This window comes from Acidithiobacillus sp. 'AMD consortium' (genome assembly GCF_008926505.1).
GTDB lineage: Bacteria > Pseudomonadota > Gammaproteobacteria > Acidithiobacillales > Acidithiobacillaceae > Acidithiobacillus > Acidithiobacillus ferridurans.
Genome location: NZ_CP044411.1, coordinates 450,925 through 475,327, shown reverse-complemented (window position 1 = coordinate 475,327; position 24,403 = coordinate 450,925). Strand labels below are relative to the sequence as shown.

Here is a 24,403-nt window from a genome sequence, read left to right as displayed (position 1 = left end):
AATCGCACCATTATGGGGCGCCGGATGACAAAAACTGCGATTCAGCCAGGCACCAGACCACGTCCACTTCCTGCAAACCCGGCACATGCCCCCGCAGGGCTTCCTGGATCTGTGTTTCCGTCTCCTGCAGGCTAGCGAATGTTGCGGATGACGGCAAGGCATAACGCAGGCAGATGACCATACCGCCCCGGAGATAATGCAGCGTCATCTGCTCTTCGGCGGGCAGATCCAGCGTTTGCAGGCGCTCGCGCACCACCGCTTCGATATCGCTACGGGGCGACAGGAGGACGCCACCTTCCGCATCATTTTCGCTGTCGATATGGATGGTGGCATCGGCGAGATCATCCACCTGCCGCAACAACGTCGTCCGTACCCGCTCGGCAATCTGGTGGCCCTCGGAAACACTCAGGGTCGGCGTCACCTGCAAATGCACCTCCGCCAGGGCCTGATGACCGATTTTGCGCGTCTTCAGCATATGCAGATCACGCACCCCTTCACAGCCGAGGATCACGTCGCGGATATGGGCCAGCGCTTCATCACCGAGGCCACGGTCGGCGAGTTCCTGCACCGCCTCCCAGCCGGTGACCAGGCCAATCCGCAACACCATGAGGGCGACGATGAGGGCGACGACCGAATCGAGATAAGGTGCCCCCAGCAAACTGCCGCCAATGCCGATAAAGACGATGACGCTGGAAATGGCATCGGTACGATGGTCCCAGGCATTGACGCGCAGCGCTGCGGAGCGGGTTCGCTGCGCCACCCGGATGGTGATCTGATAGAGGGTTTCTTTGGCGGCAATCGCGAAGGCGGCGATATACAGCGTCCAGAAATCCGGCATGCCGTAATGCCCGATAATGAGCCGCTGGACCGCCTCATACCCGATGCCCGCACCGTTGATGGCCAGCAGGGTGCCCGTCGCCAGCGCCGCCAGCGTCTCAAAACGCTCATGACCGTAGGGGTGCTCCTGGTCCGGCGGCTGGCTGCTGAAGCGCATGGCAAACACCAGCCCGAGGTCCGACAGCAGGTCGGAAAGAGAGTGAACCGCGTCGGCTACCAGCGCATCGGAATGACCCAGGATGCCCCCCGCCAGCTTGATGAAAAACAGCACCACGTTGGTGCCCGCGCCCGCCAGGGTCACCCGCATGTTCTGCCTGCCGCGCTCGGCGCGGCTGATGCTTTCCGCCACTAGCCTGGACCTTTCACGATGTCAATACCGACAACGAACCATACCTCCGGTCGCTCCATGAGCGGCAGCCGGGATATGGAGGACACAGAGATGGACAGCATGTGCGCATGTACTGTTTAATCGTCCAGACATCCACAAGGCGTTACAGGACAAGGTGAACGATGAGTACCGAAACGATTTTGCAGGAAGCACAGAAACGGGCGCAGGCGGCGGGCAAACGCCATGCCGGGGACCTCACCCCGGAAGAAGCACACACCGTGTTGGGCGATCATCCCAAGGCCATCCTCGTTGACGTGCGTTCCCACCCGGAGCTGGATTTTTCGGGCTTTGTCGAAGGTTGCTGCCATGTGCCGTGGCAACTGTATCCGGGCATGACGCCCAACCCCGATTTTGATGCAGAACTGCGCGGGAAGGCTCAGCCTGATGATCTTCTGCTCCTGCTCTGCCGCACAGGTGGCCGCTCTCTGGCCGCCGCCGAACATCTGGCCGATCTGGGCTACAGCCATTGCTACAACGTCCTTGGTGGTTTCGAGGGCAGACACGATGCCCACGGCCAGCGCGGCAAGGTAGACGGCTGGAAGGCCAGCGGCCTGCCCTGGAAGAACAAGTAGCGTATCTGCCCGGCTCATAGCGCCTGTCAAGACTGGCAGGCCGGGCAGAGCAGCGCGTTTTTACCTCCCACCGAAAGGGTCTCCAGCGCGCCGCCGCAGCTCGGGCAGTGCCCGTCTTCCCGATGGCGGGTGAGGAAGGTCTTGGGCAGCAGGTTGGTCTTCGCCTGACAGCGCACGGCGCGATCCAGCACCTTGGGGATCTGCTCCAGGAAACGCTCGCGCTCTTCTTCGCTGAGACTGGTCGCGGTGCGATCCGGCCGCAGACGGGCCTGAAAAAGGATTTCATCCGCCCAGGTACCGCCGATGCCCGGCGCGAAGGCATCGTCCAGCAGGATGTTCCGCAGGGCGCTGCGGCGACGGCTCAGGGCTTCGCGCAATATACCAAGCCCTTCCCCATGCACCATCAGTGGATCAGGGCCGAGCTTGGTCAGGAAGTCCACATCGCTGTTTTCATCCAGCATGCGCAGGCGGTTACTCAACTGGGTCCCCTGAAAACGCAGACGCTGCTGGCCGTTGATCTGAATCTCCAATGCCGCCGCTCGAGGTTCTTCCCCGCCTTCCGCATGAACAGGGCCACGTTCGAGTTCGCCGCTCAGCTCGCCACCCAACTGCAGGGCGAGGATGTCTTTACGATCCAGTTCCAGGAAAAGGTATTGACCGTAGCGATGCAGGTCGGTGATGGCCCTGCCTTTGAGTGCGGCATCTTCGATGCCGGCACCATCCGGAAGTGCCTCGCCCTTGGCATTCTGCATCTGCATGACGCCGACCCGCTTGTGCAGGATATTGCGCCGCAGCTTTTGTCTGAGCAGTTCTATTTCTGGCAACTCGGCCATGTTTTTCTCCGGAACAATGAGGTTTGAGACCCGTGATAAGCGCCCTAGTCTAACCTGTGGGCGCTGGCGCGCCAATGGCGGCAAAGGGAATACGCCCATACAGCGCGTATGCAGCGCCCAGCGCATGCGCCCACATCTGGTCTCCGATGGAGAAGTGCCACCATTCTCCAACATGCTGCGCGAACCCCGCCTGGGTCATGACCGAGACCAGCAGCTCACGATTCCGGTGATGGAGATACTCCGGCGTTCCGGGCAGGGCAGACGCGTAAAAATTCGGGATGGCGCGGTCGGTGAAGTCATCGACAGGGCCGCCCATGGGTACATCCCGACCTTCTCCATCCACCAGTTTGCAGTCTATGGCGGCACCCGTGCTGTGCGGTGGCGGACGGCAGGGGTCCGGGTCGGGAATCCCCCAAAAGCGGTACACTTTGGGGGCGAGCAGGGTATGGATTTCGGGATCCAGACGCGCCAACGCATCCGGCCCGGCGCAGGACGCGAGCCTGGTGAGACAGCCCATCGCCTGCGCCTCGCGCCGGAAGGCATCCCAGACCATGAAGTGCTGAACCGCCAGGGGGCGATAGGCATCGAACAGCGCGATGCGCCATCCGGGGCAGCGGGCCGACAACACGGATTGCGCCCGATACAGGGCAGAAAGCACCCCGGAGCGCAGCCGCCAGGGCGACCCGGCATAAGGCGCCCCCTGTGCGAGATAAGGATGCGGGGCCATCCGTGGGAAGTCGCCTTCGGGAATCTCCTGCAGTGGCTCACCGCAGTCCCGGATGGGTATGTTCAGATAATCAGGGCGCATCGTCTTGGCCAGATGACATGGTAAAAATCGCATGACCGGCGAACCACGGTGGAACCGCTCCACAGCATTCCACCCTCTGCCCACCCGATTCGGCGAAGAGCCGTCAAGATTGTTTCACGCCTTCCACTTCGACTTTGATGTGGATGGTATTGGATAGCCCCTCCGGCAAGTACGCGGTCATACCGAAATCAGAGCGGCGGATGGTGGTAGTCGCGACAAAACCAGACAAATAGCCGCCCCAGGGTTTCGGCAAATAGGAAATTTCGCCTGCACCAATCTCACGCACCTTGAACATGACCGGCTTGGTCACACCGTGCATGGTCAGGTTGCCATACAGATTTCCAGCCTTGTCCCCGTTGGGCGCATATTTGGTGCTAACGAAGGTGATATCCGGATATTTCTTTACATCAAAAAACTCCTTGCTGCGCAGGTGCTGGTCGCGAAGCGCGAAGTTGGTATTGATACTGGCGGCAGGGATGGTGATGCGTACCCGGTCTTTTTGTGGAGCTGTATTGTTAAAGGTGTATGTTCCGGAGATTTTGTCGAAATGCCCGGTAAACTCGGTAATCCCCACATGACCGATCGTAAACAATACATTGGTATGCTGCGGATCGATGGTATAGCTCCCGTTCGGATTACCATTGAGGGGCGCGTAGTGCGCTGGCGCAGCGCTGGCGCCTCCAGCCATACCCAGCATCAAAGTCCCGCAAACGAGAAGCCGTGATTTATTTTTGTACGAAAACATAAAATATCCTCCTGGGTTAGCCGAATAGTTTCCGGGTGATTTCTGCGACATGCCGGCCCTGGAAGCGGGCGATGGTCAATTCGTTGGCGGAGGGCTGGCGGCTGCCGTCGCCTTTGGACATGGTGCTGGCACCGTAGGGTGTACCACCGCTGATCTCATCCATATTCATCAACTCCGTGCAGCTATAGGGAACCCCAACCACCACCATGCCCTGATGAAAAAGAAAGGTATGAAAGGAAGTCAGTGTGGTTTCCTGACCGCCATGCTGGGTGGCCGTACTCACGAATACACTCCCGACTTTGCCCACCAACCTGCCCTCCTGCCAAAGGTTGCCGGTGCGGTCGAGAAAATTGCGCATCTGGCCGGTCATGTTACCGAAACGTGTCGGAGTGCCAAAAATGATGCCGTCATAATTGGCAAGGTCATCAGGGTGGGCCTCCGGGGCCGCCTGATGGGTCTTGGCATGAAGCGCAGCCAGGGTCTCTGCCGGCATAGTCTCAGGGACACGCCGGACATCCACCTGAATCCCACTCACGGAGCGGGCGCCCTCTGCTTCCGCCTCGGCCATTTGCTCTACATGCCCCCATAAACTGTGATACAGCACTAATATCCTGCTCACTCAGCGCCTCCTTATGCGTATGGATTCCAGACAAAAGCCTGTCCGTTAATAGACCTTCATCAGCTCCTTTTGTAAAGTAGGTACTGACAAGTAACCACAATCTCCAACCATCATGAAACCAATGGCGTCCCCATCCTGCATGGGATGCATACCGAGCGCCTTTTCTGCAGCCCTGGCTGACCAGCCGCCCGCGGCCGTCAACCATTGCGCCACCCCCGTGCCTATGGCAACCTTTGTGCCACATTTGGTATCCGGTTCAAGAAAAGCTTATGGAAACTCCCGCCTACTCCCCCCAAGAGATCGAAGCCGCCGTGCAGCAGCGCTGGCACGATCAGCAGACCTTCAAGGCCGCTGCGACTCCCTCGGGAGACAAATTCTACGCCCTCGCCATGTTCCCCTACCCTTCGGGGCAATTGCACATGGGGCATGTGCGTAATTATAGCATCGCCGACGCGATCGCCCGCTATCAGCGGATGCTGGGGAAAGAAGTCATGCAGCCCATGGGCTGGGATGCCTTCGGTCTGCCTGCGGAGAATGCGGCCCTCAAGCATGGTTTGGCACCAGCGCAGTGGACCATGGACAACATCGCCCACATGCGCGGGCAGTTGCAGCGGCTAGGACTGTCTTACGACTGGTCGCGGGAGTTCGCCACCTGCACGCCGGATTATTATCGCTGGGAGCAGTGGCTGTTCGTGAAGCTCTGGGAGAAGGGGTTGGTCTATCAGAAGCTGAGCACCGTCAATTGGGACCCGGTGGACCAGACCGTCCTCGCCAACGAGCAGGTGGTGGACGGCTGTGGCTGGCGTTCCGGCGCTCCGGTCGAACGCAAGGAGATCGTGCAGTACTTCCTGCGCATTACCGCCTACGCCGAAGAACTGCTGACCGGCCTCGACACCCTGGGCGAGGGCTGGCCGGAGCAGGTACTGACCATGCAGCGCAACTGGATCGGTCGCTCAGAGGGCGCTGAGATTCATTTCCCACTGGTCGCTGGTGACGGGGTCATCAAGGTCTTCACCACCCGTCCCGACACCCTGATGGGGGCGACCTATCTGGCAGTGGCGCCGGAACATCCCCTGGCGATTCAGGCGGCGGGAAACAGCGCTGAACTCGCCGCCTTCCTCGAACGCTGCCGCCATGTCGCCGTTTCCGAAGCCAGCATCGAAACCCAGGAGAAGGAGGGGCATCCCCTCGGCCTGAGCGTGCGGCATCCGCTTACCGGCGTGGAGCTACCCGTCTGGGCCGCCAATTTCGTGCTTATGGGTTATGGCGAAGGCGCAGTGATGAGTGTGCCCGCCCATGATCAGCGGGACTTTGAGTTCGCGCGCAAATATGGTCTGCCCATCCGCGCGGTGATTCAGGCCGAGGGTATTGTCACCGCCGGCGAAGCCATGACGGAGGCCTACACCGGCAGCGGCACCTTGTTCAACTCCGGGACTTTCGACGGCCTGGCCAATGAAGAGGCCAAGGGCCGTATCACCGCGGCCATAGCCGCCAAGGGACTGGGGCGGAAGACGGTCAACTTCCGTCTGCGCGACTGGGGCATCTCCCGGCAACGCTACTGGGGCACGCCTATCCCCATGATCCACTGCCCCCACTGTGGCGTCGTGCCGGTACCGGAGCGGGATCTGCCGGTGATCTTGCCCACCCACTACCAGCTCAAAGACCCGCGTTCGCCGCTGCTGGACGACCCCGAGTTCACCCAGGTGGACTGCCCCCAATGTGGCGCCGCAGCCCGGCGTGAAACCGACACCATGGACACCTTCGTGGAGAGCTCCTGGTATTACGCCCGTTTCGCCTGCCCCGATGCCGGGCAGATGCTCGACCAGCGCGCCGCCGGCTGGCTGCCGGTGGATCAGTATGTCGGTGGCGTGGAGCACGCGGTGCTACATCTGCTCTATGCCCGCTTCTTCAACCGCCTGCTCCGCGATGTCGGCCTGCTGCCCGCCGACGGCGCCCACGATGAGCCCTTCCGCCATCTGCTGACTCAGGGCATGGTGCTCAAAGACGGCAGCAAGATGAGCAAATCCAAGGGCAATACGGTGGACCCGCAAGGCCTGATCGACCGCTACGGGGCTGACACCGCGCGCCTCTTTATTCTCTTCGCGGCGCCGCCGGAACAGCATCTGGAGTGGTCGGACAGCGCCGTGGAAGGTGCTTACCGCTTCCTCAACCGGTTCTGGCGTCTGGTCCACGAGTATGGCGCCACACCCCCGGCACTGCCAGCAGAACTCTCCGCCGAGGCGGTGAACCTGCGCCGCGCGGTGCATCAGTGCATCGATCGGGTCAGCCGCAATATGGACGGGCGCTATCATTTCAATGTCGCCATTGCCGCCATCATGGAACTGACCAACAGCCTGATGAAGGTCCCTGCGGATGCTCCGGCCGACCTGCGGGCGGTGCTGGGCGAAGGACTGCGCGCATTGACCCTGCTGCTGGCCCCTTTTGCGCCCCATATCGCCGAGGTGCTTTGGCAAAAGATGGGGCAAAGCGGCGTGATCAGCCATGCGCCCTGGCCCGTGGCCGATGCCGAGGCCCTGCGTTGCGATACCGTGACGCTGGTCATTCAGGTCAACGGCAAATTGCGTGAACGCATGGATTTTCCCGTTGATGCGGACCATGCCGACGTCGAGCGGGCCATACTGGCCGATCCGGCCATGCAACGTCATCTGGAGGGTAAAACCGTGCGCAAGATGATCATCGTCCCCGGCCGTCTGGTCAACGTGGTGGCGGGATGAGCGGCACGTTGCCGTGGCGTCGCTGGTGGCTCGTGGCGGGGCTGGCGCTGCTGCTGGGCGGCTGCGGCTTTCATTTGCAAACCGGGGCCACCATTCCGCCCAGGCTGACAGGGTTGCGCGTCGTCGGCAGCGGCCCCGCCGGAGGCAGTCTGGCCGAGGCCGTCCATCGCGAATTGCAGCGGGACGGCAACAGGGCCAAATCTGATGGCCCGCTGCTCCAGATCGACAATGCGTATGTCAGCCAGCGGATCATCAGCATCAGCCCGAGCAGCGGCGTCGCCCAGGAGTTTCTCGACACCCTGCATGCCCAGTTCAGCGTGACAGGCAACGATCATAAAGTATTGCTTGAATCCCAACCTCTGCTGGTGGAGAACAGCTTTAGTTTCAACAGTGCCAGCCCACTGGCCACCAACGAACAGCAGATCACCATGCAGCGTCTGCTGATGGAGCAGGGCGCGCGACAGGTTCTGCGGCGGGTGCTCAACAGCCCTGGCTTCCGCCAGCAGGCGCCCTGAAATGCGGCTGAAGCCGACGCACTGGGCCAGCCATTTACGCGGCCCTTTGGCATCCGTCTATGGCCTCTTTTCTGATGAGCCCCTGCTCCTGCAGGAGGCGGAAGACGCCCTGATGGCTGCTGCGGCACAGCATGGCTTCGCTCAGAAACAACGTCTCGCTCAGCAGGACGGCGGCATCTGGGATGCCTTGCGCGACGAGCGGGATGCGGGCTCGCTTTTCGCGGCACAACGCGTGCTCCTGCTGCGCCTGGATAGCCCCAAAGTCCCCAAAGAGGGCAGCGCCGCCCTGCAGTACTGGCTGGCCTCGCCACCTCCCGACGCGCTGCTGGTTGTCAGCGGCCCCCGCCCTGACGCCAGCACCCAAAAAACCGCCTGGTTCAAGGGCATCGAGACTCACGGCCACACGCTCCTGCTGTACCGCCCGGAGGGGCGGGACTGGTCGCGCTGGGTAGAGGAGCGTCTGCGCGCCGCCGGGATGCAGGCCGACAGCGCCGCCGTCCAGTTGCTCACCGACCTCAGCGCCGGCAACCTCGGGGCCTGCCATCAGGCCATCCAGCGATTGCAGCAGGTCTATCCGGGGCAGCGCATCGATGTCATCGCCATCCGCGCGGTGCTGGCAGACAGCAGCCAGTTCACCATTTACGACCTTGCCGACGCGGTCCTGCGCGGCGAAACGGAACAGATGCTGCACATGCTCGACCGCCTGCGCAACGGCGACGGCGAACCGGCCTTGTGCCTGTGGGTCCTGCACAAGGATCTGCGCCTGCTGGCCGAATTGCGGGCTGGCGGCGTGGATGTCGATGCATTCTTCCGGCAGAACCGTATTTTTCCACCACGGCAGGGCTGGCTGCGCACCGCGGCACGGCGCCTGACCCGCTCAGGGCTACAGGCGGGCATCGAAGATTGCCTCGCCATCGATGCCCGCATCAAGGGGCAGGATCCCACGCCGGTCTGGCCCGCACTGACCGATCTCTGCCTGCGGATGTGCAGGTGACGATGGATTTATCGGTGCCCAGACTCGCGCCATGAAGTCGCCCCCTAAAGGTTTAGCATCCATGCGCCAGGCCCTGCCATTCACCGTTCTCGTTCTCGGATTTGTCAGCTTTTTCAATGATCTTTCCTCGGAGATGGTGGTCCCTCTCATCCCTGTCCTCCTGGCCACCATACTCGCTGCGGGTCCGGTGGCCCTGGGCCTGGTAGAAGGGGTGGCGGATACCGTAGCGAGCTTTCTCAAACTCTGGTCCGGCCGGCATTCTGACCTCATCGGTGGGCGGCGCAAGGGGCTGACGGTAATCGGCTACACGGTTTCCAATCTGGCGCGACCGCTCATCGCTGTGGTGGGAAGCTGGCCAGTGCTTCTGCTCGTGCGCAGCATCGACCGGATGGGGAAAGGTATCCGCACCGCACCAAGGGATGCCTTGCTGGCAGATTCCACGCCACCGCAACGCATCGGCTTTGCGTTTGGCTACCAAAGGGCCATGGACAATGGGGGCGCGCTGCTGGGGGCTCTGGTGGCAGCGGCAGTTCTGCATTTTTCCGGAATCCCTTTGGAGGATGTCATCCTCCTGTCGGCCATTCCCGGCGCCGTCGCCATTTTGCTCCTCATTGGCGGCGTGCGTGAGGCGCCACGACCACCCAATCACCGGACCCCAGCCCGTATCTCCCTGAACCCGCATCACCTGTCACCCCACATCCGGCGCTATCTCCTTACGCTGAGCCTGTTCACCCTGGCCCGCGCCACCGAAACCTTCATTCTATTGCGTGCTTATCAGCTCGGCATGGACGTCGTACAGGTACTCCTGCTCTGGGCCTCCATCCATGCGGCCAAGAGCAGCACCGGCATAGGCGGCGGACGACTGGCCGATAAACTGGGGCGGCGACCCGTTTTATTCATCGGCTGGTCGGCCTACGGCTGTAACTACGCCTTGTTCGCCATGGTGGAAAGCCTCCCGTTGTTGTGGGCGGTGGCCTTATCCTATGGTTTGTTTTTTGGCTTCAGCGAAGGGGCCGAACGGGCCCAGATCAATGATCTGACCACCGCCGACGAGCGCGGCACGGCCTTTGGCTGGTATAACCTGGCCACTGGCATCAGCGCGATCCCTGCGGGATTATTGTTCGGCTGGATATGGGAAGAGGTCGGCGCCCCTTATGCCTTCGGCTTTTCCGCCTGCATCGCCATCACCGCCACCATACTCCTCGCCACCTGGGTCTACCGCGGCACCCCTTGGCGGCAGTCCTGAATGCGCGCAGTCGCTGCCTGCGGATTGCCGGAATGGCCCCGGAACGGCACAATACCATCAGTACCCGCGCGGGTTAGGCCACGCGGGCTGCCGTTTCCCGGCACGGATCAGCGACGGTTTTTTCTTGCCGCACATCCAGCCGGGGCCCAGCACAGGAGGCTCCATCTTGGATTTACGTAGCGAACTGGAAAAAATCGGTGAACGCGCCCGCAGCGCCCAGCGCCGGTCGCAAAGCGCGGACAGCGCCGCCAAAGACAGCGCCCTGCGCTCCATGGCGGAATTTCTGCGCCGCGACGCCGACAATCTGCAACGCGCCAACCGCAAGGATTTACGCAGTGCCGAAGAAGCGGGCAAGGATGCCGCTTTCATCGACCGCTTGTGTCTGGACGAAGCCCGTATCGAAGCCATGGCCAGGGGCCTCGAAGAAATCGCCGCCCTGCCCGACCCCGTGGGCGAGATCACCGACCTGCGTTACCGCCCCAGCGGCATCCAGGTAGGCCATATGCGCGCGCCCCTGGGCGTGATCGCCATGATCTATGAATCGCGCCCCAACGTCACCGCCGATGCCGCCGGCCTCTGCGTCAAATCGGGTAACGCCGTCATCCTGCGGGGCGGTTCCGAGTCCCTGCACAGCAACATGGCCATCGCCGAGCGCCTGCGCGCTGCCCTCGGCAAGGCCAACCTGCCCCTCGATCTGGTCCAGTACGTCAACACCGCCGAGCGCGAAGCCGTGGGTATCCTGATCGGCATGGATCGCTATGTGGATGTGGTGATTCCCCGCGGTGGCAAGGGCCTCATCTCCCGCGTCAAAGCCGATGCCACCGTACCCGTGATCATGCATCTGCATGGCAACTGCCATGTGTATGTGGACGCCGACGCCGATCCCCGCAAGGCACTGAGGGTGGTCCTCAATTCCAAAGCCCAGCGGTTGGGCACTTGCAATACGGCAGAGAGTCTGCTCATTCATCAGGAGCGGATGGACGACCTGCTCGGCTCCATTGCCACGGCACTACAGGAGAAAGGCATTGAGATCCGCGCCTGCGAACGCGGCCTGCCCCGCATCCCCGGTGCTATTGCGGCGACCGAAGAGGACTACGGCACGGAGTATCTGGGGCCGATCATTTCCCTCAAGGTGGTGGATGATCTCGACGCCGCGATTGCACACATCAACCGGTACGGCTCTCAGCATACCGAGTCCATCGTCACCGAAAACTATACCCAGGCCCGCCGCTTTCTGCGCGAGGTGGACGCCAGTTCCGTCATGGTCAATGCCTCCACCCGCTTTGCCGACGGCTTTGAATACGGTCTGGGTGCAGAGATCGGCATCTCCACCAACCGCCTGCACGTGCGCGGACCGGTGGGGCTGGAAGGGCTGACCCTGCAGAAATGGATCGTCCTGGGAGATGGCCATATCCGCTCCTGAAGCACCATCGGCGGCATTACAGGCCTTGTTGACGACCGTGGCCGACGGCTTGCCCCACGCCTGGCCTGCCGATGATTCAAGCGGGCTTCCGTCTGCGCTGCTCGCGGAGGCTGGCGAATGGGGCTTCCCCCTCTATGCGCGAGATGGTGGCGTGCAACTGGAATATCCTGCCGCGCCCCTCTGCGCCCAAGAGATTGCCGACATCGGCGGCATCGACCCGGCGCATATCCATCTGCCACTGTGCTGCGCATCCACCAATGCCGAGATCCTGCAGGATGCCGGCATGGACGTCTGTCTCACCGAAAGCCAGTGGGCCGGACGCGGGCGGCGCGGGCGCCGGTGGTCTTCACCTTTCGGGCGCCATCTCTACCTGAGTTACCGCTGGACTCAGCTCCGCCCGGTCCATGCGGCACTAACCATCGTTGCCGCCCTGTCCGTGTTCACCCTGCTGCGGGCGCGCCTGCCCGATCTTTGGGTCAAGTGGCCCAACGATCTTTGGGTGGGGGGACGCAAGCTGGGGGGCATTCTGGTCGAAGCCCGCCCGCGCCGCCACGAAGAGACCCGGCTGGTGGTCGGTTTGGGACTCAACATCCACGATGATCCCGGTCTGCCAGCCACTGCCGTGAGCCTCGCCGACCTCGACATCAGGGTCACCCGCAGCGCCCTCGCCGGTACTATTCTCCGCCAATGGCGGGAAGACTTCGCGCGCTTTGCGGACGAGGGGTTCACGCCTTTCCTGACCTTGTGGGAGAAGGCGGATCGCCTGACCGGGCAGCCCGTTCAGATCAGCGACGCGCAGGGCGTGCGCGAGGCCCGGGTGCTGGGCCTCGGCCCGGACGGGCGCCTGCAGGTATCCTGTGCGGATACGGGTACGATCTGGCTGAGTGCCGGTGACGTCAGCCTGCGGCCCCAGCATCCATGATCCTCATCTCCGTCGGCAATACCCGCACCCTGCTGGCGCGTACTCGCGATGGCATGCATTTCGACAGCGTCAGCGTGACCACTGCACTGCCACCCGCAGAAATCCTGCAGCAGCCCGGCCTGACATGGCTCAGCGCGCCGAACCGGGAACCCGTCGCGCTGGGCGGCGTCGTGCCTGCGGCGCTTGTCGCCTGGCGGGAAGCCCTGGCCACGGCAGAGGTCCGCGAGCCGGACCCCGGCTTTTTTCGCCGCGCCGTGCCCCACCGCTATCATCCGCCGGAAAGCCTTGGCTTTGACCGCCGCTGCTGCCTGCTCGCCGCCGCCATGGACTTCCCCGGCCAAGACAGCATCGTCATCGACATGGGCACCGCCATCAAGATCGACCTGCTGGCTGGCGGACATTTCCGGGGCGGACGTATCCTGCCGGGTGTCGCCATGAGCCTGCGCGGTCTGCATGAAGGCACGGCACTCCTTCCTGAAGTCGCCCTGAACACCCCGGCGGAAATGCTGGGCAATGACACCAGCAGCGCCATTCAGGCCGGGGTCATCCACCTCTTTGCCGATGCCCTGCGCGGCGCCATTACCGACTATCGCCAGTACAGCCCCCAGGCACAGATACTGATCACCGGCGGTGATGCCGAACGTTGGCAACCTGGCATCGCTGGTAGCCTGTATCAGCCCCATCTGCTTCTGCGCGGCTTTTATCTGTGGATACGAGGATGACACCCGTCCCCGACACCGGCCCGTGCAAAAATGGCCGCAGCCACTTGGCGCCAGCTGTTCCCCCATGTACGCTACTCCCATGACCCAACCCTTTCAGCGCGTCTTGCTCGTCAGCAAATATCATGATCCCTCGGTTCTCCCTGGGTTGCGACAACTGCGGGATTTTTTGCTGGCGCGAGACATGCCCACCTTTCTGGAAAGCCAAAGTGCTGCGGATATCGGCGACAGCCTGGGGCTACCGTTGCTTTCCTTCGCGGAAGCGGATGCCGGCTCGGACCTCGTCATCGCCCTTGGCGGAGATGGTACGCTGTTAGGGACCGCGCGACAGACCGCACAAAGCGGCATTCCCATCCTCGGCATCAATCAGGGGCGCCTCGGCTTTCTCGCCGACCTCTCCATCAACCAGATCAACGAAGCCTTGCCACCCATTCTGGAGGGGCATTACCAGCAGGACCTGCGCAGTATCCTCCATGCCGAGTTATGGCGTAGTGAGGAGCGTGTCCATACCGGCCTCGCCGTCAACGAAGTCTTTATCCACAAGGGCGGTGGCGAGAGCATGATTGAACTGCAGGTGCAGATGGACGGCCGTTTCGTCTATACCCAGCGCGCCGACGGTCTCATCATCGCCACACCTACCGGCTCCACGGCCTACGCCATGTCGGCGGGCGGGCCCATCCTCACCCCCACCCTCGCGGCGCTCCTCCTCGTCCTCATCTGCCCACACACCCTCACGGCGCGACCCCTGGCGGTGGCCGATTCGGTGGAAATCGTGGCCCGTCTCACCGCCAGCCGCCAGCCCGCCGCGCTCAGCCTGGACAGCCATTGCAGCGTCCCTCTCGAAATCGGTGACGAAATCGTCATCCGCCGAGCCTCCTGCGCGGCCCGTTTTATCCACCCCGAGGAAGAAAACTTCTTCCAGATCCTGCGCGGCAAGCTGCACTGGGCCGACTCCCCCGGAACAGACTGATGCTCCTCAACCTCCAGGTGCGCGACTTTGCCCTGATCGACGCGGTCAGCATCGACTTTGCGGCGGGGCTGACGGTGCTCACCGGAGAGACCGGAGCGGGCAAGTCCATTCTGGTGGATGCCATCGCCCTGCTCCTCGGCGACAAAGGCCACGCTGAAGACATCCGCCATGGCGCCGAGCAAGCGGAAATCAGCGCCGAATACGGTCTCAGCCCGGAACACCCCGCGCGTCGGTGGCTGCGCGAACAGGAAATCGAGGACGAGGATGTCTGCCTCCTGCGCCGCATCATTCAGCGCAACGGCCGTAGCCGTGCCTTCATCAACGGTTGCAGTGTCACCAACGGCCAGCTCCGGGAATTCGGTGAAACCTTGGTCGAACTCCTCGGCCAGCATGCCCACCAAAGCCTGCTTCAGCCGGAACGCCAACTGTTCCTGCTGGATCGTTTCGCGGGATTGGAGACCAATCTGAGCGCCGTTGCCGACCGCTATCGGCAATGGCACCAGGCCGCCCAACATTGCGCCGTGTTACAGGAACAGCAGAACATGCAACATGAGCAGGAAGACTGGCAGCGCTTTCTGCTCACCGAGCTGGAAGCCGCCGACTTGCAGGCCGATGAATGGGAAAACCTGCGCGCCGAAGAGCAGCGCCTCGGCGCTGTGGAAAAGTTGCGGGAAGACGTACTAGCCGCTCTCGCCCGCCTGGATGGAGAAGACAGCGCCGCCAGCCGCGCCATCGCCGAAGCGCAACGCCATGTGCATGCCGCCCGCGCCCACGATTCCCGCCTAACTGACTGCGATGAACTGCTCAACTCGGCCATGATTCAGACCGAAGAAGCCATTACCAGCCTGCGCACCTACGCCACCGACCTGGAGGCCGATCCGGAACGGCTCGAAAGTATCGCGCAGCGCCTGCAACTCCTGCAGGATCTGCAACGTAAGCACCACTGCGATATGGCCGGCCTGCTCGCCAAGCGGGAGTCACTGCGCCGGGAATTGCTGAGCAGCGCAGATTTGGACGCGGAACGCCGCGCCGCCGAACGCGAGTTGGTCCAGGCGCGTGCGGCGTACGTCGAGGACTGCGCCGCCCTCAGCGACGCACGCCAGCGACAGCAGGACGCACTGGCCCAGGCCATCATTGCGCAGATCCAGCAACTGGGCATGCCCCACGCCGCTATCGAGCTACGCCTGTACAGCCATCCCGAAGCCGAAAAACAATGGCGGGATACCGGGTGGGATCAGGTGGAAATCTGGATTACCGCCAACCCCGGCCATCCCGCCCAACCCTTGGCCCGGGTTGCCTCAGGCGGCGAACTGTCACGCATCGGCCTTGCGCTGCAGGTCATCCTCGCCGCGCCGGAACGCATCGACACCCTGATTTTCGACGAAGTGGACGTGGGTATCGGCGGTGCCGTCGCCGAACGGGTCGGACGCCTGCTGCGCCGCCTCGGCGCCCATCAGCAAGTCCTCTGCGTCACCCATCTGGCGCAGGTGGCGGCCCAGGGGCACCAGCACCTCCGGGTGGAAAAACAGGTCGTCGACGGTCAGACCCTCAGCAAGGTTCATACCCTGGGCGATTCCGATCGCCGCCAGGAAATTGCCCGCATGCTGGGCGGCATTGAAATCAATGATGCGGTTACCCAGGCGGCCGCTGCCTTGCTGGCCGGCGCCGAATCCTGAGCCCGGCGGCCCAAACCAGGCCCAACAACGCCCACCCGCCCCCGTTCAAGAGGTGTTCAAGCGTAGCCAATGGCCTACACTAGGCCTTGACGCCAGGGTCGCTTACACTCTGGCTATCAAGGGATATTCCGGGCGCGCAATTGCGTGTCCCATGCCGGAGAACCGATGGCGGCCGATTTCATGGAAGGACACAGCACAGATCGCGAGTCAGCCGTTCCGACGCGCGTCGAACATCACCGAGCCGACTCCATTCCGCGGCGGGTACTGGTGGTCGCTTTGGCGATACTGATGCTGGTGGGCGGTGTGGTCTACGTCGCGGTTCGCTCCATTCACACCCTCGGCAACAGCAGCGATACCCTCGTTCAGGTCGGGTTGCCCCTGCAAAAACAGCTGCTGCAGATCAAGAACACCCAGCATCAGGCGGAATTTTTTCGTCGGCTTGCCCAGGTGCTGCCGCAGGCTGGTTATGAAAAGACCTTCGTCCAACTGGTGACCAGCGAAGAGCGTGACCTGCAGACACTGCAACGCGCCACTCGCGACCACCCCGCCCTCACGGTGGCCATACAACAGTTGCAAAGCAGTCTGACCGCCTATGCGCAGACCACGGGTGGCAGCGTGACCGAGGCGGCGAGCAAAGCCGCCGTCGAAGAAAAGTTCGAGGCTGTACATCTGGCGATGACAAATCTCCTGATCCGCCAGGGCGCGGCGGCGGCGGCGGCACGAACCCGCGCCGTGCAGCTCCTCTATGCGCTGGTCTTCATTACCGCTCTGCTCAGCATACTCATTCCCTGGCGGGTAGCCAGCGCCCTGACCCGGCCCCTCAGGGCTTTTCGTCGCGCCGTCGAGGATATTGGCGCGGGCAAACTGACGAATGTCGCCAGCGAAGGTCCCCAGGAGCTCCGCGATCTCGCCCGGAGCATCGAGAGCATGCAGACCCGGCTGCAGGAAGAGGAACGTTTGCGGCATGAATTTCTCAGCCAGGTGTCTCACGAGCTGATCACGCCGCTGGCGTCGGCACGCTCCGGCAGCGAGCTCCTGCTCAGTGAACGCATCGGTCCGCTCTTGCCGCGACAGCGCGAAGTACTCGAAATCATCGTCCGCCAGGTCAAGGAGTTGTACGCCGCCATCCAGGAAATGCTGGATATGCATGCCCTGCAATCGCGTTCCCTGGACTTCTCACCACAGGACATCGCGGTCGCCGACGTGCTGCTCGACCTGCAAAAACGCATGCAACCACTGACCGACAAAAAAAATCAAATACTGGACTGTGGCGGGTCGAAGGAACTCGGCGTCTATGCCGATCCCCAGAGACTGCGCCAGATCCTCACCAACCTGGTCAGCAACGCCCACAAGTACAGTCCGGCGGGCGGGCGGATCGAGGTTCGCGCGACGGCGCAGCAGGGGGGTATCCTTTTTTGCGTCAGCGACAATGGTCCCGGCATTCCCGATGCCTTGCTGGAACGGGTCTTTGAACGCTTCTATCAGGTGCCGGTCAGCAACCGCCTGCCCCGCGGTACGGGTCTGGGGCTTGCCATCACCCGCGAACTTGTGAGCGCCCAGGGCGGCTGGATCCGCATGCACAATCGCTCCGGAGGCGGTCTCTGCGCCGAGATCTGGCTGCCCGCCGCACGCAATGCCGGAACGGTCTGATGCGCTGGTTCACCCGGTTCTTTCCGATCCTCGCTGCGCCGGGTCTCGCCGCAGCGCTGGCTGCCTGCGCACAGCTCACGCCGCAGGCAGCCACGCCCGTCGCCCCGCCGTCCCGTCTGTACTCTTCCGGCATGACACGTAATACACTACTCAGCGATCTCGCCCATTGTGGATTGCCCGCATCCACGGCATGCGCGCGCATCCATGCGGCGTTGGCCGAGGTTTATCTGACCCACGGCGCCCTGGACACCTCCGCACTGGGAAACGCCGCGAGGGAACTGGATCTCGCCGCCCAGAATAACGAAGTGGGCGCCGGCACGCTTCCCCTGCGTCGCGTCGTACACGCCCTGCAGGAGCGCAGGGCTGGTGGGGATGCGTGCGTGGCCCGGCTGAAAAAGGTGCAGGCACAATCCGCCGTCGTGCAGGCACGCCTGGACCGCCTGGAAAACCTCCTTCACGACCATGCCGAAAAATCGCTTGACCACCATGTTCTCAGGCAGCCCTGACATGCCCAGACCAGTTCCCATCATCCTCACCATTGACGATGATCCCGACTTTCTGCGCCTGCTCGGCCTCTGGCTGGAAAGTGAGGGATACCAGGTCCTGGCCAGCAGTGATCCCGTACAGGGCATGCAGACGTTGCAGACGGCCATGCCGGATCTGGTCATCACCGATCTGCGCATGCCGGGCATGGATGGAATGGCCGTGCTGGAGACGGTGCAGGCCCTCGATCCCGACCTCCCCGTCATCCTCCTCACCGCCCACGGCAGCATCCCCAACGCCGTGGCAGCCATGCGTGCCCAGGCGTTCGGATATCTGAGCAAACCCTTCAGCAACGAAGAGCTCCAGGAGTTGACCACCGCCGCCCTGGCGCAGCGCCACGCCGGGCAGGAAACCCGCAAACTCCGGGCGGCGTTGCGGCAACAGGCCGGGCAGAGCATCCTCCATCGCAGCCCCGCCATGGCGGCGCTGGTGGATGAGCTGGCGTGCGTTGCCGACTCGAAAGCCAGCGTTTTCCTTTCCGGAGAAAGCGGTTCCGGCAAGGAACGTGTCGCTCGCGCCATCCACGACGCCAGCCCGCGCCGTGACGGCCCGTTCATTGCGGTCAATTGCGGTGCCATCTCCGCCGGGCTGGCGGAGAGCGAACTCTTCGGCCATGTCAAGGGCGCCTTCACCGGTGCCACCCAGGATCACACCGGTTTGATCCGCAGCGCCAGCGGCGGCACGCTGTTCCTCGATGAAATCGCCGACCTGCCTCTCGCCCTGCAGGTCAAATTGCTCCGTGTCCTTCAGGAAGGTACCTTGCGCCCCGTCGGCGCCAAAACGGAAATTTCGGTCGACCTGCGGGTCATCAGTGCCACCCATCAGGACATTCACGCCCTTACTGCCGACGGTACCTTCCGCGAGGATCTTTACTATCGCCTGCATGTCATCCCGCTACGGGTTCCCAGTCTGAGCGAAAGAGCGGAAGACATCCTGCTGCTGGCCCAGCACTTTCTGGATCGGGAGAGTCAACGCATGAACCGGGATATCCTGGGGTTCAGTCCCGAGGCCCTCGACAAGCTGATGCAACGATCCTGGCCCGGTAATGTCCGGGAGTTGGAGAATGCCGTCACCTTTGCCGCGGCGGTCACCGAAAAAGGCTGGGTCGCCGCCGACGCCATCCCCGACAACGGCCGCCAGGGTGGCCAGAGTGCCTTTCCTCCACTGCAGGACGCCAAGGCCGCCTTTGAGCGCGGCTACCTGGAAAATCTGCTGCGCGCGACGGATGGCAACATCTCCCGTGCCGCACGCATTGCCGGCCGACACCGGACGGATCTTTACAAGCTGATGCGTAAGCACAGTCTGGCTCCGCAACTTTTCAAGAATCCCGAGGACCGGGATGAGGAATAGCCTCAGGCCGGTGCTTTGCCCCCATCGCCGATCTTGCTACACTGTGCCCACTTTGACTCCGTCAACAGCCTAATGACACTACCCGTTCCCGTCAGCGAGAAATCCCTCTTCCAGCGTATTCACCTGCGCCGCTGGTTCGTTCAGGGTTTGCTCATCTCGCTGCCTATCGGGCTGACGGTTTACGTGGTATTGTGGATTGGCGGCTGGCTGAACAGTCTTTTCGAGGCGCCGATCAGGGCGATTTTTGGTATCGATATCCCCGGTCTGGGCCTATTGCTGACGCTGCTGATCATTCTCGGTGTCGGCTTCCTCGCCTCCCACGTCCTGACCGCCTGGATTTTTGAAAAACTGAATGCCGTGCTCGGACGCATTCCCGTACTGCATAGCCTCTATAGCACCATTCACGAAACGGTAGGTCTGCTGTTTGGCGGAAAGGACCGCGGTTTCCGCAGCGCCGTGCTGGTGCGCCAAGGTGGCGACATGGGCTATATCGTCGGTCTGATCACACGGGACACCCTCAGCGAATTACCGCACCTGCCCGAGGATTGCGTCGCGGTGTTTATCCCCATGAGCTACGGCATCGGCGGCTTTACCTGCCTCGTGCCACGCGACAAAGTCATCCCCCTGCCCGACCTCACTCCGCAACAGGCCCTGCGCTTCGCCATGGCGGGCGGGGTGGGCGGCGGAAAAGCCATCCGCGAGAAGCCGGGCGGCAGTTCTGAATCAGCCAGACCGACGGCAAGCCGTCATCCGGAACCGGACCAATAACGGCCCTGTTTAGCCGGCACTTTGCGGCAAACCTGCAGTTTTCGTTATACTCTTGGCACAGCATAAGGAGACGAAGTATGGCTGAAGTGCGCAAGGCAGTATTCCCCGTGGCCGGTCTGGGCACCCGTTTTCTCCCGGCCACCAAGGCGAGCGCCAAGGAAATGATGCCGATAGTGGACAAGCCGCTCATTCAGTATGCTGTGGAGGAAGCCATCGCCGCAGGCTGCGATCAGCTCATTTTCATCAGTGGACGTGGCAAGCGTGCTATCGAAGACCACTTCGACGTTTCCTACGAACTGGAAATCGAGCTGGAAAAACGCGGCAAGGCGGATTTGCTGAAGCAGGTACAGGGCATTCTGCCCAGTCACGTCAGTACCATTTTTCTGCGCCAGCCCTACCCTCTCGGCCTCGGACATGCCGTGCTGATGGCCCGTCCAGTGGTGGGTGACGAACCCTTTGCGGTCTTGCTGGCGGACGATCTGATGCTGAGTGAGCCTCCCGTGCTTGCGCAAATGGTGGAACAGTACCGTCGCTATCAGACAGGCATCCTCGGCGTCGAAGAAATCCCGCGGGAACATTCCACCCGCTACGGCGTAGTCGATGCGCGGCCCTGGGATGATCGTATCTACCAGGTCAGCGGCATCGTCGAAAAGCCCAAACCCGAGGATGCTCCATCCAATCTGGGAGTAGTGGGACGCTACATCCTCCCCGCGCAGATATTCCACATTCTGGAGCAGACCCGGCAGGGCGCAGGCGGCGAGATTCAACTGACGGACGCCATCGCCCACCTGTTGAACGAACGGCAGGTGCTGGCCTATCTTTTTTCCGGGCAGCGCTTTGACTGCGGCGACAAGCTCGGCTATCTGAAGGCGACCATCGCCTTCGGCAAACTACACCCTGAGGTAGGTGCCGATTTCACCCGGTACATGGACAGCATTTGCGAGCCCCAGGCGTCGGCCGAGACCCTTCCGTGACCCCCTTCATTCTCTCCGGAATGGGCGCTATCATCGCCCGCTTCCCCGAGGAGCGCTTGCATCCATGATCATCATCGACGGAATCACCGAAAATGGCGGCAAATTCCGCCCATCGGCCTGGGCGGAGATGCTCATCGAAGGGGTCGGGCTGGCGCATTTCGGCGCGGATCATAAAATTCACTACCTGCCTCTCATCGAACCCGCCACCATCAACGGCAATGCGGCGATCATCATGGACGAGAGCCTCGAGGAGATTCGCCCGGAAGCCTTTGCAGAAATCATGCGTTTCGCCGCCGAGAATCGCCTGCAGGTGCGGCACGAAGAAGGCAGCATCTCCGATCGCCTGGCGCCGCAACCCGCCCGACGACCCTGCGGGACACGGCGCCGGCGCCCCTGATGGCAGACCGTCCATCGGCATCCGCCCGTCTGCGTTTCGCCTGGATACTCGGCATCGTCATTGCCGTCTATGGCGCCCTTAGCATCGCCCTGAGCGTGCACATCATCGACCAGCAAAGCGGTGCGCGTGCGGACCTCTATGTCGCCTTACAGACGCTGGATCAACTGCATCGGGAAGCTTTGTCCCAGACCACCAGTGCGCAGGAACGCCAAACCATAGTAAACGCCTGGCGCAACGAACGTGCCTTCGCCGCCGCTTCGACTCAACAAGCCCGGCAGATGGCAGGGACGCTGATCTCGCGTTTGAATCGGGAATATCCCGGCAACGCCTGTGGCCATGGTGGTCCGGCTTTCGTCGCTGCCGGTGCGCTCCCGGCGCAGCACGCCTGCATGATCGCCATAGGAGTCCATGGTGATATGATTGGGGTCACCGGCTATGACACCCAGGGCATCGCCATGGACAACTTTTATGAATATCTCTACGCCCCTGTCGGGCGCGCAGACTGAGTGGGCGATGCAAGCCCGGAGAAACTGACATGTATCGTGTACTGCTGCTCGGCGCTCAGGGCCAGGTGGGCTGGGAACTGCAACGCAGTCGGCCTGCGTCGGTGGAACTGTGTGCGCTGGGACGCCGGGATCTCGACATTCTGGACGCCGCCCAGGTTCGCGAGATGGCGGAATCCTTCCGGCCTGACGCCATCATCAATGCCGCCGCTTACACCGCCGTGGACCGCGCCGAGTCGGAATCCGCACTCGCCTACGCCGTGAACCGCGATGGAGCGGCCCACTGCTCCCTGGCCGCCCGGGCCTGCGGCGCCCGCCTGATCCACCTTTCTACCGATTTTGTCTTTGCTGGTACCCAGGCCACGCCGTACTCGCCGGACGCGCCTCCGGCGCCCCTCGGCGTCTATGGCGCCAGCAAGGCTGAGGGTGAGCGGCAGGTACAGGCCACCCTCGGTGATACCGCACTCATCCTGCGTACCGCCTGGGTCTATAGTGCCCACGGCAGCAACTTCGTCAAAACCATGCTGCGTCTCCTGGCCGAGCGGGACGTGTTGCGGGTGGTGGGAGACCAGATCGGTACCCCGACCTGGGCGGCGGGTCTCGCCCGCGCCATCTGGAGTACCCTGGATCACCCCGGCTTTACCGGTATTCAGCACTGGACCGATGCCGGGGTGGCGTCCTGGTATGATTTTGCCGTGGCCATCCAGGAAGAAGCGGTGGCCGCCGGGCGATTGCACCGCGCCATTCCCATCGAAATGATCCCCGCCAGCGCCTACCCTACCCCCGCCCGCCGTCCCGCCTGTGCCATACTGGACAAAACCGCCAGTTACGCCGCGCTGGGCGCTGCGCCCCATTGGCGCGCAGCGTTGCGCCGGATGCTGACCGAACCCGAAGTCATCTGACCCTTTCAAGGAACACCCAATGTCCGTTACCGCTGACTCCATCGTCGAAAAACGCCTGCTGGTGACCGGAGCTGCCGGCTTCATCGGCGCCAACTTCTGCCACTACTGGCTGCAGCAACATCCCCGCGCCACGCTCATCGCCCTGGACGCCCTCACCTACGCCGGCAACCGTCATAATCTGGAAGGGCTGGAACAGCACAGTGGTTTCCGCTTCGTACAGGGCGACATCAATGATGCCCTGCTGGTAGAGCGGGTCATGACCGACCATCACCTCAACGTCATCGTCCACTTCGCCGCCGAGAGCCATGTGGACCGCTCCATCCACGATCCCGACGCCTTCATCCGGACCAACATCCTCGGTACCCACAATCTGTTGCGCATCGCCAGGGCGATCTGGCTGGACGGACCGCAGGGATGGATACCCCACCGCTTTCACCATATTTCCACCGATGAGGTATACGGCACCCTCGGTCCGCAGGATCCCGCCTTTCGCGAAGAGACTCCTTACGCCCCCAACTCCCCCTATGCCGCCAGCAAGGCAGGAGCGGATCACCTGGTCCGCGCCTATCGGCACACCTACGGGCTCAGCACCACCACCAGCAACTGCTCCAACAACTACGGGCCCTATCACTTTCCCGAGAAGCTGATTCCCCTCATCATCGTCAACATCCTTCACAACAAGCCCCTGCCGATCTATGGCGATGGCCGGCAGATCCGTGACTGGCTCTATGTGGAAGACCATTGCCGGGGTATCGCAACGATCCTGGAACAGGGACAGGAAGGGGAAAGCTATAACATCGGCGGCTGCAACGAGTGGGCCAACATCGACATCGTGCGGCTCATCGGCGAGATCATGGACGAACTCTTCGCCGAAGATCCGCGATGGCTGCAGGCATTTCCTCATTCGGCGGCGGCGCAGGGGCGGAAAAATGCCGATCTCATCCAGCATGTCCGTGACCGGCCCGGCCATGACCGCCGCTATGCCATCGACGCCACGAAAATCACCCGGGAGCTTGGATTCAAACCCGCCGTAGACTTCCCCACCGGCATCCGTCAGACCATCCGCTGGTACCTGGAGCATCCGCAGTGGTGGCAGAAAGTCATGGATGGGAGTTATCAGGAATGGCTGGATGTGCAGTACGGGGGCGCTTAAAGCGTAGCCGCCGAGGTTCCTGCCTTATGGCTTCCACCTCGCCACGGGACGTATGCAACAGTGATCTCATGGAATCCTTCATTTGGAAGGCGTTTGGCATAGCACCCAATTTTGTGCTGGAAGAGCACCGTATTGGTGCAGAAAACCCTTTCAAAGAGGCA

General features: G+C 62.4%; 24 protein-coding genes. 19 read left to right on the top strand and 5 right to left on the bottom strand.

The window, feature by feature from the left end:
• Nucleotides 1-10: 10 nt before the first annotated feature.
• Entirely contained in the window at nucleotides 11-1,186 is a 1,176-nt protein-coding gene (locus tag F6A13_RS02620; protein WP_126604900.1) for a cation diffusion facilitator family transporter, read from the bottom strand.
• A 161-nt stretch (nucleotides 1,187-1,347) separates the two neighbouring features.
• On the opposite strand from F6A13_RS02620, the gene F6A13_RS02615 reads away from it, so the two are divergent.
• Entirely contained in the window at nucleotides 1,348-1,797 is a 450-nt protein-coding gene (locus F6A13_RS02615; protein WP_113526885.1) for a rhodanese-like domain-containing protein, read from the top strand.
• Nucleotides 1,798-1,823: 26 nt separating this feature from the next.
• Here the strand turns inward: F6A13_RS02615 and F6A13_RS02610 are convergent, their stop codons facing one another.
• The 4 genes from F6A13_RS02610 to wrbA all read right to left on the bottom strand — a co-directional run bounded on the left by F6A13_RS02610 (nucleotide 1,824) and on the right by wrbA (nucleotide 4,802).
• Nucleotides 1,824-2,630 carry a DNA-formamidopyrimidine glycosylase family protein gene (locus F6A13_RS02610; RefSeq protein WP_113526886.1) on the bottom strand — a complete coding sequence of 269 codons (807 nt, stop codon included), beginning with the start codon at nucleotides 2,628-2,630 and terminating at the stop codon, nucleotides 1,824-1,826.
• A gap of 49 nt (nucleotides 2,631-2,679) precedes the next feature.
• Entirely contained in the window at nucleotides 2,680-3,471 is a 792-nt protein-coding gene (locus F6A13_RS02605; protein ID WP_126604898.1) for a M15 family metallopeptidase, read from the bottom strand.
• Between the two features lie 70 nt (nucleotides 3,472-3,541).
• Nucleotides 3,542-4,234: a YceI family protein gene (locus F6A13_RS02600; RefSeq protein WP_225981919.1), complete on the bottom strand. Its 693-nt coding sequence runs from the start codon at nucleotides 4,232-4,234 to the stop codon at nucleotides 3,542-3,544.
• On the bottom strand, nucleotides 4,200-4,802 hold the full coding sequence (gene wrbA / locus F6A13_RS02595; protein ID WP_126604896.1) for an NAD(P)H:quinone oxidoreductase: 603 nt from the start codon (nucleotides 4,800-4,802) through the stop codon (nucleotides 4,200-4,202). Before wrbA ends, F6A13_RS02600 begins: the two co-directional genes overlap by 35 nt.
• Nucleotides 4,803-5,071: 269 nt before the next feature.
• Here wrbA and leuS point away from each other — a divergent pair, with 269 nt between their 5' ends.
• The 18 genes from leuS to rfbB all read left to right on the top strand — a co-directional run bounded on the left by leuS (nucleotide 5,072) and on the right by rfbB (nucleotide 24,242).
• Nucleotides 5,072-7,537: a leucine--tRNA ligase gene (leuS, locus tag F6A13_RS02590; protein WP_126604894.1), complete on the top strand. Its 2,466-nt coding sequence runs from the start codon at nucleotides 5,072-5,074 to the stop codon at nucleotides 7,535-7,537.
• Nucleotides 7,534-8,052, top strand: coding sequence for an LPS assembly lipoprotein LptE (gene lptE, locus F6A13_RS02585; protein ID WP_126604892.1), 519 nt, complete (start codon nucleotides 7,534-7,536; stop codon nucleotides 8,050-8,052). The genes leuS and lptE overlap by 4 nt, the downstream gene beginning before the upstream one ends.
• A 1-nt stretch (nucleotide 8,053) precedes the next feature.
• Nucleotides 8,054-9,046 (top strand): DNA polymerase III subunit delta, encoded by a 993-nt coding sequence (gene holA, locus F6A13_RS02580; protein WP_126604890.1) that lies wholly within the window; start codon nucleotides 8,054-8,056, stop codon nucleotides 9,044-9,046.
• Nucleotides 9,047-9,107: 61 nt separating this feature from the next.
• Nucleotides 9,108-10,292, top strand: coding sequence for an MFS transporter (locus tag F6A13_RS02575; protein WP_126604888.1), 1,185 nt, complete (start codon nucleotides 9,108-9,110; stop codon nucleotides 10,290-10,292).
• 166 nt (nucleotides 10,293-10,458) lie between these two features.
• A complete protein-coding gene (locus F6A13_RS02570) occupies nucleotides 10,459-11,715 on the top strand; it encodes a glutamate-5-semialdehyde dehydrogenase (RefSeq protein ID WP_126604886.1) in 1,257 nt (418 codons plus the stop codon).
• The gene (locus tag F6A13_RS02565; protein WP_113526895.1) at nucleotides 11,696-12,637 is read left to right on the top strand and encodes a biotin--[acetyl-CoA-carboxylase] ligase; all 942 of its coding nucleotides are present in this window, start codon (nucleotides 11,696-11,698) and stop codon (nucleotides 12,635-12,637) included. Before F6A13_RS02570 ends, F6A13_RS02565 begins: the two co-directional genes overlap by 20 nt.
• A complete protein-coding gene (locus tag F6A13_RS02560; RefSeq protein WP_113526896.1) occupies nucleotides 12,634-13,359 on the top strand; it encodes a type III pantothenate kinase in 726 nt (241 codons plus the stop codon). The genes F6A13_RS02565 and F6A13_RS02560 overlap by 4 nt, the downstream gene beginning before the upstream one ends.
• A 79-nt stretch (nucleotides 13,360-13,438) precedes the next feature.
• Complete coding sequence (locus F6A13_RS02555) at nucleotides 13,439-14,326, top strand: NAD(+)/NADH kinase (protein ID WP_113526897.1); 888 nt, start codon at nucleotides 13,439-13,441, stop codon at nucleotides 14,324-14,326.
• Nucleotides 14,326-16,002, top strand: a complete 1,677-nt coding sequence (recN, locus tag F6A13_RS02550; RefSeq protein WP_126604884.1) for a DNA repair protein RecN — start codon at nucleotides 14,326-14,328, stop codon at nucleotides 16,000-16,002. Before F6A13_RS02555 ends, recN begins: the two co-directional genes overlap by 1 nt.
• Nucleotides 16,003-16,167: 165 nt before the next feature.
• The gene (locus F6A13_RS02545) at nucleotides 16,168-17,652 is read left to right on the top strand and encodes a sensor histidine kinase (RefSeq protein WP_113526899.1); all 1,485 of its coding nucleotides are present in this window, start codon (nucleotides 16,168-16,170) and stop codon (nucleotides 17,650-17,652) included.
• Nucleotides 17,652-18,158, top strand: a complete 507-nt coding sequence (locus tag F6A13_RS02540) for a hypothetical protein (protein WP_113526900.1) — start codon at nucleotides 17,652-17,654, stop codon at nucleotides 18,156-18,158. The genes F6A13_RS02545 and F6A13_RS02540 overlap by 1 nt, the downstream gene beginning before the upstream one ends.
• Nucleotide 18,159: 1 nt before the next feature.
• Nucleotides 18,160-19,545: a sigma-54-dependent transcriptional regulator gene (locus F6A13_RS02535; protein WP_113526901.1), complete on the top strand. Its 1,386-nt coding sequence runs from the start codon at nucleotides 18,160-18,162 to the stop codon at nucleotides 19,543-19,545.
• A gap of 72 nt (nucleotides 19,546-19,617) precedes the next feature.
• Complete coding sequence (locus F6A13_RS02530) at nucleotides 19,618-20,313, top strand: DUF502 domain-containing protein (protein WP_113526902.1); 696 nt, start codon at nucleotides 19,618-19,620, stop codon at nucleotides 20,311-20,313.
• Nucleotides 20,314-20,390: 77 nt separating this feature from the next.
• On the top strand, nucleotides 20,391-21,287 hold the full coding sequence (galU, locus tag F6A13_RS02525; protein ID WP_113526903.1) for a UTP--glucose-1-phosphate uridylyltransferase GalU: 897 nt from the start codon (nucleotides 20,391-20,393) through the stop codon (nucleotides 21,285-21,287).
• 64 nt (nucleotides 21,288-21,351) lie between these two features.
• Complete coding sequence (locus F6A13_RS02520) at nucleotides 21,352-21,684, top strand: DUF3579 domain-containing protein (RefSeq protein ID WP_113526904.1); 333 nt, start codon at nucleotides 21,352-21,354, stop codon at nucleotides 21,682-21,684.
• Nucleotides 21,684-22,190, top strand: a complete 507-nt coding sequence (locus tag F6A13_RS02515; RefSeq protein WP_113526905.1) for a hypothetical protein — start codon at nucleotides 21,684-21,686, stop codon at nucleotides 22,188-22,190. The genes F6A13_RS02520 and F6A13_RS02515 overlap by 1 nt, the downstream gene beginning before the upstream one ends.
• 29 nt (nucleotides 22,191-22,219) lie before the next feature.
• The gene (rfbD, locus tag F6A13_RS02510) at nucleotides 22,220-23,089 is read left to right on the top strand and encodes a dTDP-4-dehydrorhamnose reductase (protein WP_126604883.1); all 870 of its coding nucleotides are present in this window, start codon (nucleotides 22,220-22,222) and stop codon (nucleotides 23,087-23,089) included.
• 19 nt (nucleotides 23,090-23,108) lie between these two features.
• Nucleotides 23,109-24,242 (top strand): dTDP-glucose 4,6-dehydratase, encoded by a 1,134-nt coding sequence (rfbB, locus tag F6A13_RS02505; protein WP_113526907.1) that lies wholly within the window; start codon nucleotides 23,109-23,111, stop codon nucleotides 24,240-24,242.
• Nucleotides 24,243-24,403 lie beyond the last annotated feature (161 nt).

What these genes read in the sequence shown, in the direction of transcription:
- F6A13_RS02515 (WP_113526905.1), top strand. Translation starts at nt 21,684, where the DNA reads ATGGCAGACCGTCCATCGGCATCCGCCCGTCTGCGTTTCGCCTGGATA.
- F6A13_RS02600 (WP_225981919.1), bottom strand. Translation starts at nt 4,234, where the DNA reads ATGTCGCAGAAATCACCCGGAAACTATTCGGCTAACCCAGGAGGATAT.
- F6A13_RS02520 (WP_113526904.1), top strand. Translation starts at nt 21,352, where the DNA reads ATGATCATCATCGACGGAATCACCGAAAATGGCGGCAAATTCCGCCCA.
- F6A13_RS02555 (WP_113526897.1), top strand. Translation starts at nt 13,439, where the DNA reads ATGACCCAACCCTTTCAGCGCGTCTTGCTCGTCAGCAAATATCATGAT.
- galU (WP_113526903.1), top strand. Translation starts at nt 20,391, where the DNA reads ATGGCTGAAGTGCGCAAGGCAGTATTCCCCGTGGCCGGTCTGGGCACC.
- F6A13_RS02535 (WP_113526901.1), top strand. Translation starts at nt 18,160, where the DNA reads ATGCCCAGACCAGTTCCCATCATCCTCACCATTGACGATGATCCCGAC.
- F6A13_RS02560 (WP_113526896.1), top strand. Translation starts at nt 12,634, where the DNA reads ATGATCCTCATCTCCGTCGGCAATACCCGCACCCTGCTGGCGCGTACT.
- F6A13_RS02605 (WP_126604898.1), bottom strand. Translation starts at nt 3,471, where the DNA reads ATGCGATTTTTACCATGTCATCTGGCCAAGACGATGCGCCCTGATTAT.
- recN (WP_126604884.1), top strand. Translation starts at nt 14,326, where the DNA reads ATGCTCCTCAACCTCCAGGTGCGCGACTTTGCCCTGATCGACGCGGTC.
- holA (WP_126604890.1), top strand. Translation starts at nt 8,054, where the DNA reads ATGCGGCTGAAGCCGACGCACTGGGCCAGCCATTTACGCGGCCCTTTG.
- F6A13_RS02610 (WP_113526886.1), bottom strand. Translation starts at nt 2,630, where the DNA reads ATGGCCGAGTTGCCAGAAATAGAACTGCTCAGACAAAAGCTGCGGCGC.
- rfbD (WP_126604883.1), top strand. Translation starts at nt 22,220, where the DNA reads ATGTATCGTGTACTGCTGCTCGGCGCTCAGGGCCAGGTGGGCTGGGAA.
- leuS (WP_126604894.1), top strand. Translation starts at nt 5,072, where the DNA reads ATGGAAACTCCCGCCTACTCCCCCCAAGAGATCGAAGCCGCCGTGCAG.
- lptE (WP_126604892.1), top strand. Translation starts at nt 7,534, where the DNA reads ATGAGCGGCACGTTGCCGTGGCGTCGCTGGTGGCTCGTGGCGGGGCTG.
- F6A13_RS02615 (WP_113526885.1), top strand. Translation starts at nt 1,348, where the DNA reads ATGAGTACCGAAACGATTTTGCAGGAAGCACAGAAACGGGCGCAGGCG.
- F6A13_RS02575 (WP_126604888.1), top strand. Translation starts at nt 9,108, where the DNA reads ATGCGCCAGGCCCTGCCATTCACCGTTCTCGTTCTCGGATTTGTCAGC.
- F6A13_RS02540 (WP_113526900.1), top strand. Translation starts at nt 17,652, where the DNA reads ATGCGCTGGTTCACCCGGTTCTTTCCGATCCTCGCTGCGCCGGGTCTC.
- F6A13_RS02545 (WP_113526899.1), top strand. Translation starts at nt 16,168, where the DNA reads ATGGCGGCCGATTTCATGGAAGGACACAGCACAGATCGCGAGTCAGCC.
- F6A13_RS02565 (WP_113526895.1), top strand. Translation starts at nt 11,696, where the DNA reads ATGGCCATATCCGCTCCTGAAGCACCATCGGCGGCATTACAGGCCTTG.
- rfbB (WP_113526907.1), top strand. Translation starts at nt 23,109, where the DNA reads ATGTCCGTTACCGCTGACTCCATCGTCGAAAAACGCCTGCTGGTGACC.
- F6A13_RS02530 (WP_113526902.1), top strand. Translation starts at nt 19,618, where the DNA reads ATGACACTACCCGTTCCCGTCAGCGAGAAATCCCTCTTCCAGCGTATT.